Origin of the sequence: Agrobacterium sp. S7/73 (assembly GCF_019355535.1) — a bacterium.
Taxonomy (GTDB): Bacteria; Pseudomonadota; Alphaproteobacteria; order Rhizobiales; family Rhizobiaceae; genus Agrobacterium; species Agrobacterium tumefaciens.
Genome location: NZ_CP072136.1, coordinates 632972 through 650249, shown reverse-complemented (window position 1 = coordinate 650249; position 17278 = coordinate 632972). Strand labels below are relative to the sequence as shown.

At 61.0% G+C, this 17278-nt stretch carries 16 protein-coding genes; 10 read left to right on the top strand and 6 right to left on the bottom strand.

Annotation, left to right across the window (positions count from 1 at the left end; genetic code table 11):
- Positions 1-184 precede the first annotated feature (184 nt).
- Positions 185-2035, bottom strand: coding sequence for an ABC transporter ATP-binding protein (locus J5276_RS02965; protein ID WP_003513520.1), 1851 nt, complete (start codon positions 2033-2035; stop codon positions 185-187).
- Positions 2036-2418: 383 nt separating this feature from the next.
- Positions 2419-2574, bottom strand: coding sequence for a hypothetical protein (locus J5276_RS02960; protein WP_162995199.1), 156 nt, complete (start codon positions 2572-2574; stop codon positions 2419-2421).
- 225 nt (positions 2575-2799) lie between these two features.
- Here J5276_RS02960 and J5276_RS02955 point away from each other — a divergent pair, with 225 nt between their 5' ends.
- Entirely contained in the window at positions 2800-3273 is a 474-nt protein-coding gene (locus tag J5276_RS02955) for a tRNA (cytidine(34)-2'-O)-methyltransferase (protein ID WP_003513525.1), read from the top strand.
- Positions 3274-3445: 172 nt separating this feature from the next.
- On the top strand, positions 3446-5098 hold the full coding sequence (locus J5276_RS02950; protein ID WP_065662220.1) for a Na/Pi cotransporter family protein: 1653 nt from the start codon (positions 3446-3448) through the stop codon (positions 5096-5098).
- 3 nt (positions 5099-5101) lie between these two features.
- On the opposite strand, the gene J5276_RS02945 is transcribed toward J5276_RS02950, so the two are convergent.
- Entirely contained in the window at positions 5102-5377 is a 276-nt protein-coding gene (locus J5276_RS02945; RefSeq protein WP_013636608.1) for a hypothetical protein, read from the bottom strand.
- 129 nt (positions 5378-5506) lie between these two features.
- On the opposite strand from J5276_RS02945, the gene hemF reads away from it, so the two are divergent.
- The 3 genes from hemF to J5276_RS02930 all read left to right on the top strand — a co-directional run bounded on the left by hemF (position 5507) and on the right by J5276_RS02930 (position 7113).
- Positions 5507-6418, top strand: a complete 912-nt coding sequence (hemF, locus tag J5276_RS02940; RefSeq protein ID WP_111803779.1) for an oxygen-dependent coproporphyrinogen oxidase — start codon at positions 5507-5509, stop codon at positions 6416-6418.
- Between the two features lie 122 nt (positions 6419-6540).
- Positions 6541-6807 carry a hypothetical protein gene (locus tag J5276_RS02935; RefSeq protein ID WP_003513532.1) on the top strand — a complete coding sequence of 89 codons (267 nt, stop codon included), beginning with the start codon at positions 6541-6543 and terminating at the stop codon, positions 6805-6807.
- A 120-nt stretch (positions 6808-6927) separates the two neighbouring features.
- Positions 6928-7113, top strand: a complete 186-nt coding sequence (locus J5276_RS02930) for a DUF1059 domain-containing protein (RefSeq protein WP_003513537.1) — start codon at positions 6928-6930, stop codon at positions 7111-7113.
- A 26-nt stretch (positions 7114-7139) separates the two neighbouring features.
- On the opposite strand, the gene J5276_RS02925 is transcribed toward J5276_RS02930, so the two are convergent.
- From J5276_RS02925 to J5276_RS02915, 3 genes are read right to left on the bottom strand one after another with little or no spacing between them, the layout of a single operon-like run.
- Positions 7140-8396, bottom strand: coding sequence for a CCA tRNA nucleotidyltransferase (locus J5276_RS02925; RefSeq protein WP_112154064.1), 1257 nt, complete (start codon positions 8394-8396; stop codon positions 7140-7142).
- Positions 8393-9031, bottom strand: coding sequence for a CoA pyrophosphatase (locus J5276_RS02920; protein ID WP_003513539.1), 639 nt, complete (start codon positions 9029-9031; stop codon positions 8393-8395). Before J5276_RS02920 ends, J5276_RS02925 begins: the two co-directional genes overlap by 4 nt.
- Positions 9028-9657 carry a DUF1285 domain-containing protein gene (locus tag J5276_RS02915; RefSeq protein ID WP_080797998.1) on the bottom strand — a complete coding sequence of 210 codons (630 nt, stop codon included), beginning with the start codon at positions 9655-9657 and terminating at the stop codon, positions 9028-9030. Before J5276_RS02915 ends, J5276_RS02920 begins: the two co-directional genes overlap by 4 nt.
- Before the next feature lie 175 nt (positions 9658-9832).
- Between J5276_RS02915 and J5276_RS02910 the strand changes: the two genes are divergently transcribed.
- The 5 genes from J5276_RS02910 (at position 9833) to J5276_RS02890 (ending at position 17267) form a co-directional block, all read left to right on the top strand.
- Entirely contained in the window at positions 9833-10843 is a 1011-nt protein-coding gene (locus J5276_RS02910; RefSeq protein WP_003513541.1) for a MoxR family ATPase, read from the top strand.
- 112 nt (positions 10844-10955) lie between these two features.
- Positions 10956-11870, top strand: a complete 915-nt coding sequence (locus J5276_RS02905; protein WP_003513542.1) for a DUF58 domain-containing protein — start codon at positions 10956-10958, stop codon at positions 11868-11870.
- On the top strand, positions 11867-14677 hold the full coding sequence (locus J5276_RS02900; RefSeq protein ID WP_174011694.1) for a DUF4159 domain-containing protein: 2811 nt from the start codon (positions 11867-11869) through the stop codon (positions 14675-14677). Before J5276_RS02905 ends, J5276_RS02900 begins: the two co-directional genes overlap by 4 nt.
- Before the next feature lies 1 nt (position 14678).
- Positions 14679-16766 carry a hypothetical protein gene (locus J5276_RS02895; protein WP_112154066.1) on the top strand — a complete coding sequence of 696 codons (2088 nt, stop codon included), beginning with the start codon at positions 14679-14681 and terminating at the stop codon, positions 16764-16766.
- 87 nt (positions 16767-16853) lie between these two features.
- Positions 16854-17267 carry a GNAT family N-acetyltransferase gene (locus J5276_RS02890; protein ID WP_112154067.1) on the top strand — a complete coding sequence of 138 codons (414 nt, stop codon included), beginning with the start codon at positions 16854-16856 and terminating at the stop codon, positions 17265-17267.
- The last annotated feature ends 11 nt before the right edge of the window (positions 17268-17278 follow it).

Below are 17278 nucleotides of genomic sequence, written 5' to 3'. Positions count from 1 at the left end.
TCCGGGGTCAAGCGCGATTCCAGTCTTTGATCGCGGGAGACTCCATTCACGGCGCAGACGCGCCGTGAATGGAAACCGGCTCAAGGCCGGCATGACGGATGAGAGGTTTAACTCGCCTACATAGATAAACGCGAACCGCAAACGAAAGGGCGGGAAACCATGCTTCCCGCCCGTCGAGCTCTCCTTACTCGGCAGCCACTTCCGCCTCGTGGTCGGCGATGAAGCCGCCGGACTGGCGCCGCCATAGATCGGCATAGATACCGCCCATCGCCGCCAGTTCAGCATGGCTGCCCGATTCCACGATCTGGCCCTTGTCGAGGATGATGAGCCGGTCCATTTCGGTCAGCGTCGACAGACGGTGGGCGATCGCGATAACCGTCTTGCCTTCCATCAGCGAGAACAGATTTTCCTGAATCGCCGCCTCGACTTCCGAGTCGAGCGCCGAGGTCGCCTCATCAAGTACCAGGATCGGCGCGTTCTTGAGGAACACGCGGGCAATGGCGATACGCTGACGCTGGCCACCGGACAGCTTTACACCGCGTTCGCCCACCTGGGCATCAAGGCCCTGGCGGCCATGCATATCGACAAGCGTTTCCACAAAGTCCCAGGCATTCGCCCGCTTTGCCGCCGCGATCACCTGCTCGTCGGTGGCCTCGGGATGGCCATAGGCGATGTTGTCGCGGATCGAACGGTGCAGCAGCGAAGTATCCTGCGTCACCACACCAATCAACTCGCGCAGGCTGTCCTGCGACACCTTGGAGATGTCCTGCCCGTCGATGGTGATCTTGCCCGCTTCCAGATCGTAGAAACGCAGAAGCAGGTTCATCAGGGTCGTCTTGCCCGCACCGGAACGCCCGACCAAACCGACCTTCTCGCCCGACTTGATATCCAGCGTCAGCCCGTCGATCACGCCCTTGTTCTTGCCGTAGTGGAAGCGGACGTTATCATAACGGATCGCGCCCTGCGGTGCCGCAAGCTGCGGCGCCTTCGGAGCATCGACGATATCGTGCGGCTTCGTCATCATCGACATGCCGTCATAGACGGTGCCGATGTTTTCGAACAGCGAGGTGACTTCCCACATGATCCATTGCGACATGCCGTTGACGCGCATGGCAAGGCTTATGGCAATGGCAACCGAGCCGGCCGTGACCGAACCCTGCATCCAGAAATAAAGACCGAGCGAGGCCGTGGAAAACAGCACAACCGCATTGTTGAGGTCGATCAGGATGTTGAAGCCGGAAATCTTGCGCATCTGGCGGTGAACGGTTCCGAGAAACACGTTCATGCCCTCACGCGCATATCTTTCCTCGCGGCCCGCATGCGAAAACAGCTTGATCGTCGAGATATTTGTATAGCTGTCGACGATACGCCCCGTCATCATCGAGCGCGCATCGGCCTGCTCCTGTGCGAGCCGGCCGAGCTTCGGCACGAAATAGGTGAGGATACCCATGTAGATGCCGAGCCACACCAGCAGCGGAATGACCAGCCGCCAGTCTGCGGCCGCAACCATGAACAGCATCGAGACGACGAAGCTGATAGCGTAGACGAACACGTCGATCACCTTCAGCGCCACTTCGCGGATCGCCAGCGCCGTCTGCATCACCTTGGTCGAAACCCGGCCTGCAAATTCGTTGGCGAAAAAGTTCATGGAGTGGCGCAGCAGGAAACGATGCATCTTCCAGCGCGCGATCATGCCGAAATTGCCGGCAAGCGTCTGGTGCATCGTCATGGTGTGGATAGCGCCCATCAGTGGCAGCAGGAAGAGCACCAGCCCAGCCATGACCATCAGATGCCAGCCCTCATCGGCAAAAAACGTCTCGCGATTGGCCGTGGAAAGCCAGTCAACGATACTGCCGAGGAATTTGTAGAGCATGGCCTCCGCAACGGCGATGCCCATGGACATCAGGCCGAGCAGCAGGAGCCACGGCCATGCGGGCTGCACATAATGCCACACGAACGGCAAAAGCTTCTTCGGCGGCACAGACGGCGCCGAAGAGGGAAAAGGATCAAGGCGTTTTTCAAACCAGCCAAACATAGGCCAAGCTCCGGCAAGCAATCGCCCCATCGTGAAACGTGAGCAAGCGCAAATATGGCTCACGACGGAACAGAAAAGTATTGGATATGGCCGCAACAGCCACATGACGAATCAAACTATGGGAAACGCGGTCGAACCGCGGGGGTAACACCTAGGCCAGCAGCAGCACTACTGGGGCCGGGAGGCGAATACGAATGTCATTTTGCATCAGAACCTCCCTAGCTGGTGTTGAAGATGTCGCCTTGTAGCGCAAAAATTAATCGTTGACCAGCCGCAAAGATGCCGAACGCGTCAGAAAAGCTCTCGATTGCGACCGATTCTGCCGAACGGGCGGAGAAGACCCGGCAAAGGTCTCCGCCCGTTGTAAGGCCTGGATACGCAGCTTACTCGGCGGCGTCCTGCGCCTGCCCGAGCGCCTTGATCTGCGCCAGAGTATCGGCAAGCGTGGCCGAGGTGTCGGAATAAAGATCATCGTCCTGCACCTGCAGATTGCCGACATGCAGGTCGGTCAAATGGACGAAATTCGCCCGTTCGGACATGATATCTTCCTGTTTTTGCTGCGCGGAACCCGGATCGAAACAACGCCGATCCGACGCAACCGGATATGCCGGATCGGCCTGACGGCACGATGGTTAATGGGTAGCCCGACTGTGTGTCACGCGAATGAATACGGCACTCTTCGAAACGGTCCTCTCGGGCTGCATCTGTCACAAACCCGCCGCCCGTGATAAGCGCTCCGGCATTCCAAACGCGGTGAGAAGACCATGAGCGATATCAGACCCGAAATCAGGATTGCCCTCTACCAGCCGGATATTCCCGGCAATACCGGCACGATCCTGCGGCTGGCGGCCTGTCTCGGCCTCGGCGTCGATATCATCGAGCCGGCCGGTTTCGATATTTCCGACCGCAACCTGAAAAGGGCAGGCATGGATTATATCGCAGCGGCGGCGCTGACGCGCCACGTCAGCTGGGACCGGTTTGAGGAGTGGCGCGCAACCACCGGCCGCCGCCTCGTTCTCGCCTCCACCAAGGCCGCCCTGCCCTATACGAAAATCGCCTATCGCCACGACGATATCCTGCTTTTCGGCCGTGAAAGTGCTGGTGTGCCGGACCACGTGCATGAGAAGGCGCAGGAGCGAATCATCATCCCGATGGTCGAGGGGCAGCGCTCCATCAACGTCGCAATGTCCGCCGCGATGATCACCGGCGAGGCTTTGCGCCAGACTGCATGGTCTTAAGCGCCTTTTTTAGCGCCATTTTTTCGTGCAAATACAAAAATTGACCGTTTTTGCTTCAAAACTGTCGCAACCCGGCCTGTACCGAAGGCGTTCAGGCTCCTATACTTATTAGCCGGACAACAAAAATCGCCCTCGCCGCAGCCATCCGCCGGCGGGTGTGAGGAGACGTCGCATGCAATCCACCATTGTCATCGTCAACCTTCTCGGCGCAGTCGCGCTGCTGCTCTTTGGTCTTGCCCAGGTCAAGGATGGGGTTACCCGTGCCTTCGGCATGAAACTGCGAAGTGTATTGGCGACGGGCACCCAGAGCGGCCCGCGTTCCTTCTTTTCCGGCTTTTTCGCCACTGTCGCGCTGCAAAGCTCGACGGCAACCGCGCTTACCGTCGCCTCCTTCGCAGAACGCGATCTCATCAAGCCGCGCATGGCGCAGGTCGTGCTGCTCGGCGCCAATGTCGGCACCGCCGTCACCGCCTGGATTGTCGCGGCCGGTGTGGAGTGGCTGTCGCCGCTGCTGATCCTCTCCGGTATCGTTCTCAAAAAGGGTAGCTCAAACGCCCGACAAGGTGGCGGAACCGCGGTCATCGGCATCGGCCTGATGCTTCTGTCATTGCATCTGTTGAGCGGCGCGACCGAACCGATGCGTGCCTCGCCAGCCCTTGGCGTCTTCATCGGTCTGCTTGATGGCGCATGGCCCGTCGCGCTGATCTTCTCCGCCGTGCTGGCCTTCGTCTCCTCCTCCAGCCTCGCTGTCGTGGTGCTTATCCTGTCGCTTGCTGCTACTGGCACGCTGTCCGCCGGTCTCATCATCGTTCTCATTCTCGGCGCCAATCTCGGCGGCGCCATTCCGCCGGTCATCGCCACGCTCTCCGGCCCGGCCTCGGCGCGGCGCATCACTATCGGCAACCTTGTGGTGCGCACCATCGGCTGCCTCATCGCCATGCCACTCGCATCCTATGGCGCAACGCTTTTGCAGCAATTGCCGCTTTCGCCCGCCAAATTGCCTGTTGATGCGCATCTCATCTTCAATGTCATTCTGGCAGCGGTTGCCTGGCCGTTCTCAGCCCTCATATCCGACCTGATGGCAAAGCTGGTGCCGGGCGATCCGAAAGCCGAAGATGGCCCGAATTTCCTCGATCAGCAGGCGCTGGATACGCCTGTTGTGGCGCTCGCCAATGCCACGCGTGAGGTCTTGAGCGTCGGCGATGCTATCGAGCGCATGCTGATCCGCGCCGAAAACGCCTTCAAGCATAATGATCTGGCACCCCTTCAGGAAGTGTCCCTGCTCGAAAAGAAGGTCGATCGCCGTCAGCAGGAGGTGAAGGTCTATCTTTCCCAACTGGGGCGCAAAGGGCTTGCAGACGACGAAGCGCGCCGTTCGATCGCCATCATCGATTACGCGATCAATCTCGAACATATCGGCGACATCATCGAAAAAGGCATTTGCGAGCAGATCCGCAAGAAGGTGCTGAACAGCTTCAAATTTTCCGACGACGGTTATGAGGAGCTGAAGACGCTGTTCGACATGACAATCGAAAATCTGCGGGCCGCCCAGAGCATTCTGGTGACCGGCGATTTCGATCTCGCCCGCCGGCTGATGGAAAGCAAGGTGGATATACGCCGCCTCGAAAAACAGTCGTCCAACCGCCATCTGGAGCGGCTGCGCGATGGGCTGACGGAAAGCATGCAGACGAGTTCACTGCATCTCGACATGCTGCGCGATCTGAAGCGCATAAACGCCCATATCGTCTCTGTTGCCCATCCCATTCTGGATGAAAGCGGCGTTTTGATCGAAAGCCGCCTGCGTTACGCCGAACCGCGTGCTTAAAGCTTAGTCTGCCGAAGGAAGCCGCCGCATGGTGAATTCGATGCGGTCGCCTTCCAGCTGCCGCCAGCTTTCCACTTCGGTCCAATAGGCGGCCTTCGGAAAACTGTCGAACCACTCGCGCGCCTTGGCACGGGCTTCTTCACGGTCGAGACAAAAGGTCTGCCGCACGAACATGCCGTTGCGCATCGGATCGCCGCCGTCACTTTCACGCGCCTTGCGGTGATTGGCGATCCTGCGCTTCAGCCCGTCCAGGGGCGGCGGTCCGGCAAATTTCGTCATGATATTCACCTCTGGCACCTACATCGCTAAAGATAGTGCCCGCATGTGAACTTGGCGAGTCGAATTTGTGCGCAAGGCCAGCACCTGCTAGATGCGACAGGGAATCGACTTCACCAAAGGAGAACATGCATGGAACGGCCATCTTTGCCGAAGGGCTTGCCCGAGGACATAGAAGACAAGAAGGCCGCCGCCCAGGCCTGGTTCCAGCATCTGCGCGACACCATCGTTGCCTCCTTCGAAACCCTTGAAGACGAGCTGAGCGGCCCGCTCGCCGATCAGGAACCGGGACGCTTCGTGCAGAAGGACTGGCTGCGCGACAATGGCGCGGGCGGCGGCGGCAAGATGTCGATGATGGAGGGCCGCGTCTTCGAAAAGGTCGGCGTCCACACCTCCACCGTCTATGGTGAGTTTTCGCCGGAATTCCGCCAGCAGATACCGGGTGCGGAAGAAGACCCCAGCTTCTGGGCCTCGGGCATTTCGCTGATCGCCCATCCGGTCAATCCCAATGTGCCGGCTGTTCATATGAATACCCGCATGGTCGTCACCACCAGCCACTGGTTCGGCGGCGGCGCGGACCTGACGCCCGTGCTTGGACGCCGGCGGACGGAACAGGACCCGGACACCCAGCTTTTCCACCGCGGCTTCGAGATCACCTGTAACCGCCATCCCGTGGCCGACTATCCGCGCTACAAGTCGTGGTGCGACGAGTACTTCTTCCTCAAGCACCGCAACGAGCCGCGCGGCACCGGCGGCATCTTTTTCGACTGGCTGCACCCGGAAGAGGAAAAGGGCGGCTGGGACGCCAATTTCGCCTTCGTGCAGGATGTCGGCCGCGCCTTCAACCTGGTCTACCCAAAAATCGTGCGATCCAATTTCAACCAGCCCTGGACGGAAGAGGACCGCGACGAGCAGCTCATTCGCCGTGGCCGCTATGTGGAATTCAACCTGCTTTACGACCGCGGCACGATCTTCGGCCTCAAGACCGGCGGCAATGTCGAATCGATTCTGTCTTCCCTGCCGCCCGTGGTCCGCTGGCCCTGAAATACTCACGTAAATTTGACGCCCGTCAGGAATTTGGGCGCAAATCGCGCAAATTAGGACTTATGGAAAAATAAAGGCAATGATAATCTCCTGCGTGCAGACGTACTGGAGGAGCTATCGTCATGATTACTTCGAACAGCATGCCTATATCTGCTTCCGCTGAGGGAGCCTCGCATTCCATCGATACCCCTGATTTGATCGACCGCATGGCAGCGGAAATGCGTGCCACCGGCGATCGCGAACTGCCGCATTCCTTTTATGTCGAACAGGTAAAACGCACGCTTGCCGGAAAAGCGGTGACGCGGGCCGACAATGACGAAATGCCTCGTACAAAAATCCCGGCAGCCGGCACATCCTCTGTTTTCCAGTGCTGGGCGATGCCCGAATAGGGCCTGAACAGGGTCAGCGGAACGCCGCTCTGGAACATTAGCGGCGACCGTTCGTTTCTTGTCAGAGGGACAGCAGGCATTTGCAGGCTGTCCCTCTGTCTAAAACAGGGAGGCAAGACCATGAGACTGTTTGAATGTGGAACGCTCGTGCCCGGCTGTGCCTGGCACACCCGCGCGGATGACGACGCGGAAGTCGTGCGCCGCACCGTGGAACATATGCGATCGGCCCACGGCGAAACCATCATCCGCGAAAACATGATCGAAAACATCAAATCCCGCATCCGCGACGAGGCAAATGCGGCCTGAGCCGCAACGCCTCCGGCACTGCGATCTCAATTCTCCAGCATATCCTTCAGCCGGGCGGTCAGCGCTGCCCGGTCTAGCGAGAAATTGACGTCGATCCACTTTTCTTCGAGGCTTTTCAGCACCTCGCCTACCTTCGGACCGGACTCCACGCCCGCGGCCATCACATCAGCGCCGCTCAGCGGAAAGCCGGGCTTGTGGAACTTGTTCGCTCTCGTCAGCAGCGTCGAAAGTCGCGCGACTTTCTGCATCGCCGCCTCACCGCCCGAAAGGTCGGCGCGGGCCGAGGCAAGCGCCAGTTTCAGGCGCGTCTTCACACCGTCAACGCCCTGCCGGTAAAGCAGCCGGTCTAGCGCCGTCTCCTTCATCTCCGGATCGATCACCGGCGCGGAAGCCCAGTGGGCGAGATATGCAGCTTCAGCCTTCGACAGCCGCAGCCGCGCAGCAAGCGCCGTTAGCCTCTCCCTGTCGGGCGGCACTATGGCAGCAAGCCGCAGCATCGGGTCAACTGTCCAGCCAAGCGCCTGTTCGGTTGCCACCAGCCCGTGAATGGCGTCGATACCCCATTTTTCCGTTTCGGGAAGAATTTCCGCCAACACGCCGGATTGCCGCATCCACAGCAAGGCGCGGGAGGGATCGCGCGCGGAAAGCAGCTTTTTCAGCTCGCTCCACACCCGCTCGGCCGAGAGCGTCCCAAGCTTGTCCTTGGCCCGCGCACTGGCGCGCAAGCCATCGGCATCAGGACGACCGGAACCATAATGGGCAAAAAAGCGGAAGAACCTAAGAATCCGCAGATAATCTTCCGAAATCCGCATTGCCGCATCGCCGATGAAACGCACCGTGCCGGTTTCAATGTCGAGAAGGCCATCGATGAGGTCGATGATCTCGCCCTTCTCGTCAGCGTAAAGTGCGTTGATGGTGAGATCGCGCCGCTCGGCATCGATCTGCCAGTCTGTGCCAAAAGCGACCTGCGCATGGCGGCCATTGGTCTCGACATCGCGGCGCAGCGTCGTCACCTCGAAACCTTCGCCGTCGATCACCAGCGTCACCGTACCGTGTTCTATGCCGGTCGGTACCGCCTTGATGCCCACCGCCTTGGCGCGCTCAACCACCACATCGGGGGTAAGCGTCGTCGCCATATCCACATCGACGACCGGTTGTTCCATCAGCGCATTGCGCACGGCGCCGCCGACGATCCGCACCTCGCCGCCATCGGCGTTCAACAGCGCGAAGATGCGCTTCAGCGCCGGCTTTTCAAACCAGTCCCGCCCGGCAAGGCTGCTCATGAATAAAACCTCTCGTAAATCGTCCGTACGATGCCCGCCGTAATGCCCCAAATGTAGCGCTCGCCATAGGGCATTTCGTAGAAAAACCGCTCCTTCCCCTGAAAGATGCGGCTGCCGCGCCCGTGATTGGCTGGGTCCATCAGGAAAGACAGCGGCACCTCGAAAACCTCATCCACTTCCGTGGGATTGAGCGTCAGGTCAAAGCCGGGACGAACGACCGACAGCACCGGCTTGATGCGAAAACCGGTACCGGAAATATAATCCGGCAGACGCCCGACTGTTTCCACGAAAGATCGCGAGAGGCCGATCTCCTCTTCCGTCTCGCGCAGGGCCGCCTCTTCCGGTGTGCGGTCTCCAGCATCGATGCCACCGCCCGGAAAGGAAATCTGGCCGGAATGTTTGCGCAGGGTTGCGGTGCGCTGGGTGAAGATCACCCGCGCTTCGTTGCCGTCGTCGATGACAGGCACCAGCACGGCGGCGTCCTTCAGCCTTATGCCGTTTCCCGAAAGCACCACGCCCGGATTGAGCAGATGATCGCCATTCTCGCGTTCCGCCACGCCCTCGCCTTCCTCCAGCACCCGGCGGCGGAAATCGGCGGCGGTAAAAGTTTCAAGGCGGGTTGTCGTCATTGTCATTGCGAAAGCCGTTCCAGTTCATTGGCGGGCATCACGGGAAAGACAACCCCGCCCGAGCGCACGGCAAACATCTCGACACCGTCCACATCGATCACCTCGCCGAGTGCCACGAGATCATACATCACCGCCCGCGAGACGAGCGCCTCCAGCCTGCCGCGCACCAGAATATAGGGTTTCAATTCGCGGTTTTCTCCGAAAATCATAAAGCGTAGCGGATGCTCCGGCCCGGCCTCCACCACATCGCCGACATTGGTGCGGAAGGTCAGCAGCGGCCCGCCATCCTTCTCGCCCGCCGTCACCTTCATCTCGACGGCCACGAAAGGAGCATCCACCACGCGGATGCCGACTTTTTCCACAGGAGTTACAAGATAGGTCTTGCCGTCGTCATCCTTGCGCAGGACCGTGGAAAACAGCCGCACCAGCGGCGCCCGGCCAATGGGCGTACCCATATAGAACCAGGTGCCGTCTGCGCGGATTTCCATGTCGAGATCGCCGCAAAAGGGGGGATTCCAGCGCTCCACCGGGGCAGGTCCACGTTTGGCGTCGCCGGTCTGCTCGGCGGCGCGGGAAATCATCGCCGCCAGCCCTGCTGCATCGCTTGCCGAATTTATCGTCTCCGCTGCCATATTCGAGTCTCGCTTTGCCGATAAGGAAATACTAAGTCACGACATAGTCATTCGAATGGCGCTTGTCAGCGGCCAAGAGAGCAATAAGCTAGTTGCAGCGCGAAATCCGCTCCGGCCATTGGCCATCAAGATCGGGGCAGGAATGGGTCGGCGGCAAAGGTATGAGGAGAGCGACATGGGCGTGATGAATACCGGCGAAACCCTCGACGAAAAAGCCATCGTCGCCTCGGCCGAAAAGGCGCTTTCGGATATTGCCGCGATCCGCGCGGAGGTATCCAAGGTCATCTTCGGCCAGGAAAAAGTGGTGCAGAACACGCTTCTCGCCATACTCTCGGGCGGCCACGCGTTGCTCGTCGGCGTTCCCGGGCTTGCCAAGACCAAGCTCGTCACCACGCTCGGAACGGTTCTCGGGCTCGATGCCAACCGCATCCAGTTCACACCGGACCTCATGCCATCGGATATTCTCGGCTCCGAAGTCATGGATCAGGATGAAAACGGGCGGCGCTCCTTCCGCTTCATTAAAGGTCCGGTGTTTGCGCAATTGCTGATGGCGGATGAAATCAACCGCGCCAGCCCGCGCACGCAGTCCGCACTGCTGCAGGCCATGCAGGAATATCACATCACCATGGCCGGCCAGCGTTACGACCTGCCGAAACCGTTCCACGTTCTCGCAACCCAGAACCCGCTGGAACAGGAAGGCACCTATCCACTGCCTGAAGCGCAGCTCGACCGCTTCCTGCTGCAGGTGGATGTCGGCTATCCCGAGCTTGCCGCCGAACGCCAGATATTGCTCGACACGACAGGCACCGCATCGGGCGAGGCACGCAAGGTAATCGACGCCGAACGCATGATGGAAATCCAGGCGCTCATCCGCCAGATGCCGGTCAGCGACAAGGTGGTGGACGCGATTCTTTCGCTTGTCCGCTCCGCCCGCCCCGGCCACGGCAACAAATTGACCGACAAACACGTTGTCTGGGGCCCGGGTCCCCGCGCCGGCCAGTCCCTGATGCTGACGGCACGCGCCCGTGCGCTTTACGAAGGCAGGCTCGCGCCGTCGCTGGACGATGTCTATGCGTTGGCCGAACCGGTGCTGGAGCACCGCATGGCGCTGACATTCGCCGCCCGCGCCGAAGGCATGTCAGTGCGCGATGTCATCGCAGCCCTTGTGGAGCAGGCGAAGAACTAAGGCATCGGACCGAAAAGTGTGACGCTGTTTTCGGAAAATCCGATCCTCGACAAAAAACTCGGAGCGGCCCGCCGCTCTGACATCTGCCTAAGCTTTCTCGAAAGGAGTGCCTGTGGCATCCATCGGCCAGATCGTAGATAAGACACCGGGTAGCGAAGTCCTGGCGCGCGCGCGCCAGCGTGCCGCACTGGTGCCGGACTGCATGGTCGAAGCCAAGCGCATCGCCAACACCGTCACCGCCGGCTGGCACGGCCGCCGCAAGCGCGGCATCGGCGAGAATTTCTGGCAGTTCCGCCCCTATGCCGAAGGCGAGAGCCTGTCGCGCATCGACTGGCGACGCTCGGCCCGCGACGACCACACCTATGTGCGCGATCGGGAATGGGAAGCTGCCCACACTATCTGGCTGTGGGCCGACATGTCGCCGTCGATGATGTTCAAATCCACCCTCGGCTCCGTTTCCAAGGAAAGCCGCGCATTGGTGCTGATGCTGGCGCTGGCGGAAATCCTTGCGCGCTCGGGCGAGCGCATAGGTTGTCCCGGTATCATGGAGCCCATCTCAGCCAGAAACGCCGCCGAACGTCTGGCTGCCGCCATCATGCACGCGCCGCTCACCACAGGCATGCCGGAAACGGGTATGATCCGCGGTGCAAGCGACATCGTCCTCATAGGCGATTTTCTCGACGATGCGAAAAATGTGATGGAGCGGATTTCGCCACTCGCGCGGCGCGGCTTGCGCGGCCATGTGGTGGAAATCGCCGATCCGGCCGAAGAAACCTTCCCCTATTCGGGCCGCACCGAATTTACCGACCCGGAAACCGGTGAAAAACTCGTCTCCGGCCGCGCGGAAACCATTCGCGAGGATTATACCCGCGCCTATCTCGCCCGCCGCGAAGCGCTGTCTTCTTCGCTGCGCCGTCTAGGCTGGAATTTCGTGTTTCACCGCACCGACCATCTCGCCTCCGAGGCGCTTGTGGCTGTTCACATGTATTTGTCCGGTGCGCCCGCGCAAGGCGGTGGCAACCGATGAGCGCATTGCCCTTCGTCTTCACCAGCCCCTATATTCTCTTCGGCCTTCTGGCGCTTCCAGCCATCTGGTGGCTGCTGCGGCTCACCCCGCCGCGCCCCAAGGCAGAGGTTTTTCCGCCGCTGAAAATTCTTGCCACCGTGCTGAAGCGCGAGGAAACGCCCTCGAAAAGCCCGTGGTGGCTGACATTGCTGCGCATGGCGCTCGCCGCCGCCGTGATTTTCGCGCTGGCCGATCCGGTGGTGAACCCCCGCAACAACAGCATTGCCGGCACTGGTCCCCTGGTGCTTGTGGTCGATAATAGCTGGGCCTCCGCAACTGATTGGCAGAGACGCGTCGAAACCGCTCAGGCCCTGATCGGCGACGCGGAAAGGGCTGATCGCCCCGTTTCCATCAGCTTCACCGCAGATGCCGAACACGACGCCGTGCCAGCCACCACGGCGGTGGCGCTGGACAAGCTCGCCGCCGCCAAGCCGAAGCCTCTTGCGCCGGACCGCGTGCGCACGGCGGAAGCCATTACCGAGGCGCTCAACGGCACCTCCCCCGGCACGCCCGCCTATATTGCCGACGGCGTTGCCACCGCGCAGGATGAAAGCGCACTCAAAACGCTGGCCAGCCTCTCAGCTGACGAGTTCCGCATCGTCACGGGTGATGGGAAATCCATCGCCGCCATTACCGGCGCCGCCAACAATGCCGATGCGATGAGCGTCACGCTATCGCGGCTCGACACGGCCTCCCCCAGCCGGTTGACCGTCAATGCGCAGGACAGCCAGGGCCGCATCCTTGCCACTGGCACCGCCAGTTTCGCCCCCGGCGAAGCGGAAACGACGGCGACGGTGGAAGCGCCTTTCGAATTGCGCAACGACTTCGCCCGCCTCTCCATTGAGGCAGTTTCGACGGCGGGCGCGGTGCATCTTCTGGATGACGGTTTCCGCCGCCGCCGCGTGGCGCTGCTGGCCGGTGAAACCGGCAATGATTTCCAGCCGCTTCTGCAGCCGCTTTATTACATCAGCCGCGCCCTTCAGCCTTTTGTCGATCTCATCCCGCAACGACAGGCAGATCTTGCGCAGGCGATCCCGGAAATCCTGCAATCCAATCCTTCCGTCATCGTCATGGCCGATATCGGACGTCTGCCGCAGGAGACCTATGAGCCGATGCAGCGCTGGCTTGCCGCCGGCGGCACGCTGATCCGTTTTGCTGGACCGCGCCTTGCCGCAGCCCCCGCCGACGATCCGCTGGTGCCGGTGACCTTGCGGCAGGGTGAACGCGCACTTGGCGGCGCGCTCTCATGGGCCGAGCCACAGCCGCTTGCCGATTTCCCGAATTTCGGCGCCTTTGCCGGAATGCCGAAGGCCGATGGCGTGCTCGTAAAACGGCAGGTTCTGGCCGAACCGACACCGGACCTCGCCGAGCGCACCTGGGCGAGCCTTGCCGACGGCACGCCACTCGTCACCACCCGCAATGTCGAGGCGGGCCGCATCGTGCTGTTCCATGTCAGCGCCGAGGCAAGCTGGTCCGATCTGCCGATATCAGGCCACTTCGTCGATATGTTGCGCCGTATCGTGCAATTGTCCAAGGCAGGCGGTGCTTCCACCTCCGCGAATGCCCCGGCCGCAGCATTACCGCCCTTCCGGCTACTGACGGCCGAAGGTGCTTTGTCAGCCGATGTCGGCTCCGCCCGGCCGTTGGAAATGCGCCCCGGTCAGGCTCCCCGCACCGGTTTCGACAATCCCCCCGGCCTTTACGGCACAGAGGATGGTTTCGTGGCTCTCAATCTTCTACCGGCTGGCGCCACGCTTCGCCCGCTCGATACCTCGCTCGCCGGTGTCAACACCACCAGCGAAGCACTGATCGGCGAAACGGCGAAATCGCTGCGCCCGGCCTTGTTCATCGCCGCCTTCCTGATGTTGATTGCCGACAGTCTCATCGTGCTCTTTATGAACGGCGCCTTCGCACGCTTGCCGAAAGCCCGCAGCGCCACAGCTGCCACCGTGCTGCTGGCCATTGGCGCCTTCGCCGCGATGTCCCCGAGCGATGCGCGCGCCGACGACCCTAAACCCGGTGACGAGCAGATTTTCGAGCGGCTGGACACGACGCATCTCGCCTATGTCCGCACCGGCGAGGACGATGTCGACCGCATTTCCGAACAGGGTTTGCAGGGATTGAGCGAATTCCTGACCTGGCGCACGACGCTGGAGCCCGGCCAGCCGGTCGGCCTCGATATATCCAAGGATGAATTATCCTTTTACCCGATCATCTACTGGCCGGTGTCGGCCTCCGCCCCCATGCCGTCGAGCGCTGCCATATCGCGTATCGATGCCTATATGCGCGCCGGTGGCACCGTTCTGTTCGACACGCGCGATCAGTTTTCGTCGCTCGACACTGGCGCGACCAGCCCCAATGGCGAACGTTTGCAGGCGATCCTCGCCAATATCGATATTCCGCCGCTGGAGCCCGTGCCGGAAGACCACGTCCTGACGCGGTCTTTCTACCTTCTCACCAATTTCCCCGGCCGTTACAACGGCTCGCCGCTCTGGGTGGAATCGCGCCAGGGGGCGGCAAAGACGACATCCGGCCTCTCTTCCTCCGGCGATGGCGTGACGCCGATCATGATAACAGGCAATGATTTTGCCGGCGCATGGGCCGTCGATGCGCAGGGCGCACCGGTGCTGCCCACTGTGCCGCCGGACGAGTTGCAGCGCGAACATGCGTTTCGCTCTGGCGTCAACATCATGATGTATATGCTGACCGGCAACTACAAGGCCGATCAGGTACACGTTCCCGCACTTCTCGAACGGTTGGGGCAGTGACATGACATTGACATTCGCCCCCTTCCTGCCGTGGATCGTGATTGCCGTTCTGGCCGTCGCCGCCCTTCTTCTCTCCTTCATCGGCCTGTGGCGCGGCGTGCGCGGCGCATGGCTGCGCGGGCTGGCGCTTGTCACCCTGCTTGCCGCCATCGCCAATCCGCTTTTGACGCAGGAGGAACGCGAGCCTCTCTCCACAATCGTCCCCGTTATCGTCGATCGATCGCAGAGCCAGGACGTGCAGGACCGACCGCAGATGACGGATACGGCGCTTGTCGCGCTGAAAGACCGGCTGTCGCGCTTCCCGCGCATCGAACCGCGCATCGTGGAAGTGCGTGATGATGGTGAGAGCGATTCACCTTCGACGCAGCTTTTCTCGGCCCTCTCCTCCGCCGTCTCGGATGTTTCGCCCTCCCGCGTCGGCGGTGCGATTTTCCTGAGCGATGGCCAGATCCATGATATTCCGAATGCTCTGCCCAATGCCGAACAGGCGCTTGGTTTCCGCGCTCCCCTCCACGGGCTGATCACCGGCAAGGCCGATGAATTCGACCGTCGTATCGAGATCGTCCGCGCGCCGCGCTTTGGCATCGTCAACGAGGAACAGCAACTGACGCTGCGCGTCTTCGATGATGGCCGTGCAGCCGCAGGCGGTGGTTCGGCGGAAGTAACCGTGAAGATGAACGGCGAAGAAATCGCCACCTTGCAGGCCACACCCGGCCAGCCGACCCCCTTTACTTTCAAGGTTCCGCGCGGCGGCAACAATGTCATGGAATTTTCCGTCGCCGAGCTTCCCGGCGAAGTGACGGCCGCGAACAACCGTGCGGTTCACCTGATAGAAGGCATCCGCCAGAACCTTCGCGTGCTGCTGGTCTCCGGCGAGCCGCATGCGGGCGAGCGCGCCTGGCGCAACCTCCTGAAATCCGACGCCTCGGTTGATCTGGTACATTTCACCATTCTGCGCCCGCCGGAAAAACAGGACGGTACGCCGATCAACGAGCTGTCGCTGATCGCCTTCCCCACACGCGAATTGTTCGTCGAGAAGATCGAGGATTTCGACCTCATCATCTTCGACCGCTACCAGCATCGCGGCGTGCTGCCGATCCTCTATTACGATTACATCGCGCAATATGTCGAAAAGGGCGGCGCGCTCTTGATCGCAGCCGGTCCGGAACACGCCGGTCAGGATTCGATCGCCATGACGCCGCTTGCATCCGTGCTGCCGGCCCAGCCGACAGGCCAGGTGCATCAGTCCGCCTTTTATCCCCGCCTCTCGGAAGCGGGCAAGAAACACCCCGTTACCCGTGGGCTGGAAGGGTCGGGCGATGAGCCGCCGCATTGGGGCCGCTGGTTCCGCACCGTCAGCGTCGAGCCGCCGCAGGGCCAGACCGTGATGCTGGGTGACGGGCAGGACCCGCTGCTGGTGCTGAACCGCCAGGGTGAAGGCCGTGTCGCCATGCTGCTTTCCGATCAGGGCTGGCTTTGGGCGCGTGGCTACGAAGGCGGCGGCCCGCATGTGGCACTTTACCGGCGCATCGCCCACTGGCTGATGAAGGAACCGGAGCTTGAGGAAGAGGCGCTGACGGCGCGCGCCAACGGCCGCACATTGCAAATTACCCGCCAGACCATCGGCGACGACCCCGGTCAGGCAAGCGTGCATTTCCCCTCTGGCAAAACCGAAAACATGGCCTTCAACAATACCGAGCCCGGTCTTTACAAGATCGAGCGTCGCATGGACGAGACCGGTCTGTTCGAAATCAAGAACGGCGATTTCACTACGCTCGTCCATGTCGGCGCGGTGGATGCGCCGGAATTCAAGGCAATGATTTCGACAACCGAAACGCTGAAGCCGCTTGCCGACGCCGCCAAGGGCAGCGTGCACCGTGTCGCCGACAATTCGGGCCGCGTGGCACTGCCCGATATCCTGCCTGTCAGAGGCGATATCAGGGTTGCCGATGAGGATCGCATGCTGATACGCATGACCGACGAGACGGTGCTGAAAGGTGTCAACACCCTACCGCTGTTTGCCGGTTTTGCCGGGCTTGCCGCCCTGCTCCTTGCTTTCTCCGCGCTCTGGTGGCGTGAGGGCCGGTAGGAACTTTCCGGTGGAAGCTCAGGCGCTTTCACGTCTCGCAGTGGAAACGAGAAACGGCCGCCGCTCGGCGACCTGGGAAAGATAATCATGAATTTCGTTTTGAGCGACATCGCGGATGCAGAAGCTGAGAAGGCCATCCGCGATCCCCTGGTGGCCTATAATCTCGCCCGTTTTGGCGAAAGCGACAAACGCGAACTCATCATCACCATCCGCGACGATGAGAACACCGTCACCGGCGGTCTTGTCAGCTATACCGGCCGCGGCTGGCTTTATGTGCAGCTTCTCTTCATCCCCGAGACCTTACGCGGTCAAGGCACGGGCGCGAAGCTTCTCGGCATGGCGGAAGAGGAAGCGAAAAAGCGCGGCTGCATGGGCGCTTATATCGACACGATGAACCCGGATGCGCTGAGGCTTTATGAGCGCTGCGGTTTCACCAAGATCGGCTCGCTTGCCCCCCTCTCCAGTGGCCAGGCGATCACATGGCTTGAAAAGCGTTTCTAATCCGTTCGAAA

Excerpts from the sequence above, each read along its gene's own strand:
- J5276_RS02920 (WP_003513539.1), bottom strand. The coding sequence starts at position 9,031 with ATGACAATGACGACAACCCGCCTTGAAACTTTTACCGCCGCCGATTTC.
- hemF (WP_111803779.1), top strand. The coding sequence starts at position 5,507 with ATGGAACGGCCATCTTTGCCGAAGGGCTTGCCCGAGGACATAGAAGAC.
- J5276_RS02895 (WP_112154066.1), top strand. The coding sequence starts at position 14,679 with ATGACATTGACATTCGCCCCCTTCCTGCCGTGGATCGTGATTGCCGTT.
- J5276_RS02890 (WP_112154067.1), top strand. The coding sequence starts at position 16,854 with ATGAATTTCGTTTTGAGCGACATCGCGGATGCAGAAGCTGAGAAGGCC.
- J5276_RS02900 (WP_174011694.1), top strand. The coding sequence starts at position 11,867 with ATGAGCGCATTGCCCTTCGTCTTCACCAGCCCCTATATTCTCTTCGGC.
- J5276_RS02950 (WP_065662220.1), top strand. The coding sequence starts at position 3,446 with ATGCAATCCACCATTGTCATCGTCAACCTTCTCGGCGCAGTCGCGCTG.
- J5276_RS02930 (WP_003513537.1), top strand. The coding sequence starts at position 6,928 with ATGAGACTGTTTGAATGTGGAACGCTCGTGCCCGGCTGTGCCTGGCAC.
- J5276_RS02945 (WP_013636608.1), bottom strand. The coding sequence starts at position 5,377 with ATGACGAAATTTGCCGGACCGCCGCCCCTGGACGGGCTGAAGCGCAGG.
- J5276_RS02925 (WP_112154064.1), bottom strand. The coding sequence starts at position 8,396 with ATGAGCAGCCTTGCCGGGCGGGACTGGTTTGAAAAGCCGGCGCTGAAG.
- J5276_RS02960 (WP_162995199.1), bottom strand. The coding sequence starts at position 2,574 with ATGTCCGAACGGGCGAATTTCGTCCATTTGACCGACCTGCATGTCGGC.
- J5276_RS02955 (WP_003513525.1), top strand. The coding sequence starts at position 2,800 with ATGAGCGATATCAGACCCGAAATCAGGATTGCCCTCTACCAGCCGGAT.
- J5276_RS02965 (WP_003513520.1), bottom strand. The coding sequence starts at position 2,035 with ATGTTTGGCTGGTTTGAAAAACGCCTTGATCCTTTTCCCTCTTCGGCG.
- J5276_RS02915 (WP_080797998.1), bottom strand. The coding sequence starts at position 9,657 with ATGGCAGCGGAGACGATAAATTCGGCAAGCGATGCAGCAGGGCTGGCG.
- J5276_RS02935 (WP_003513532.1), top strand. The coding sequence starts at position 6,541 with ATGATTACTTCGAACAGCATGCCTATATCTGCTTCCGCTGAGGGAGCC.
- J5276_RS02910 (WP_003513541.1), top strand. The coding sequence starts at position 9,833 with ATGGGCGTGATGAATACCGGCGAAACCCTCGACGAAAAAGCCATCGTC.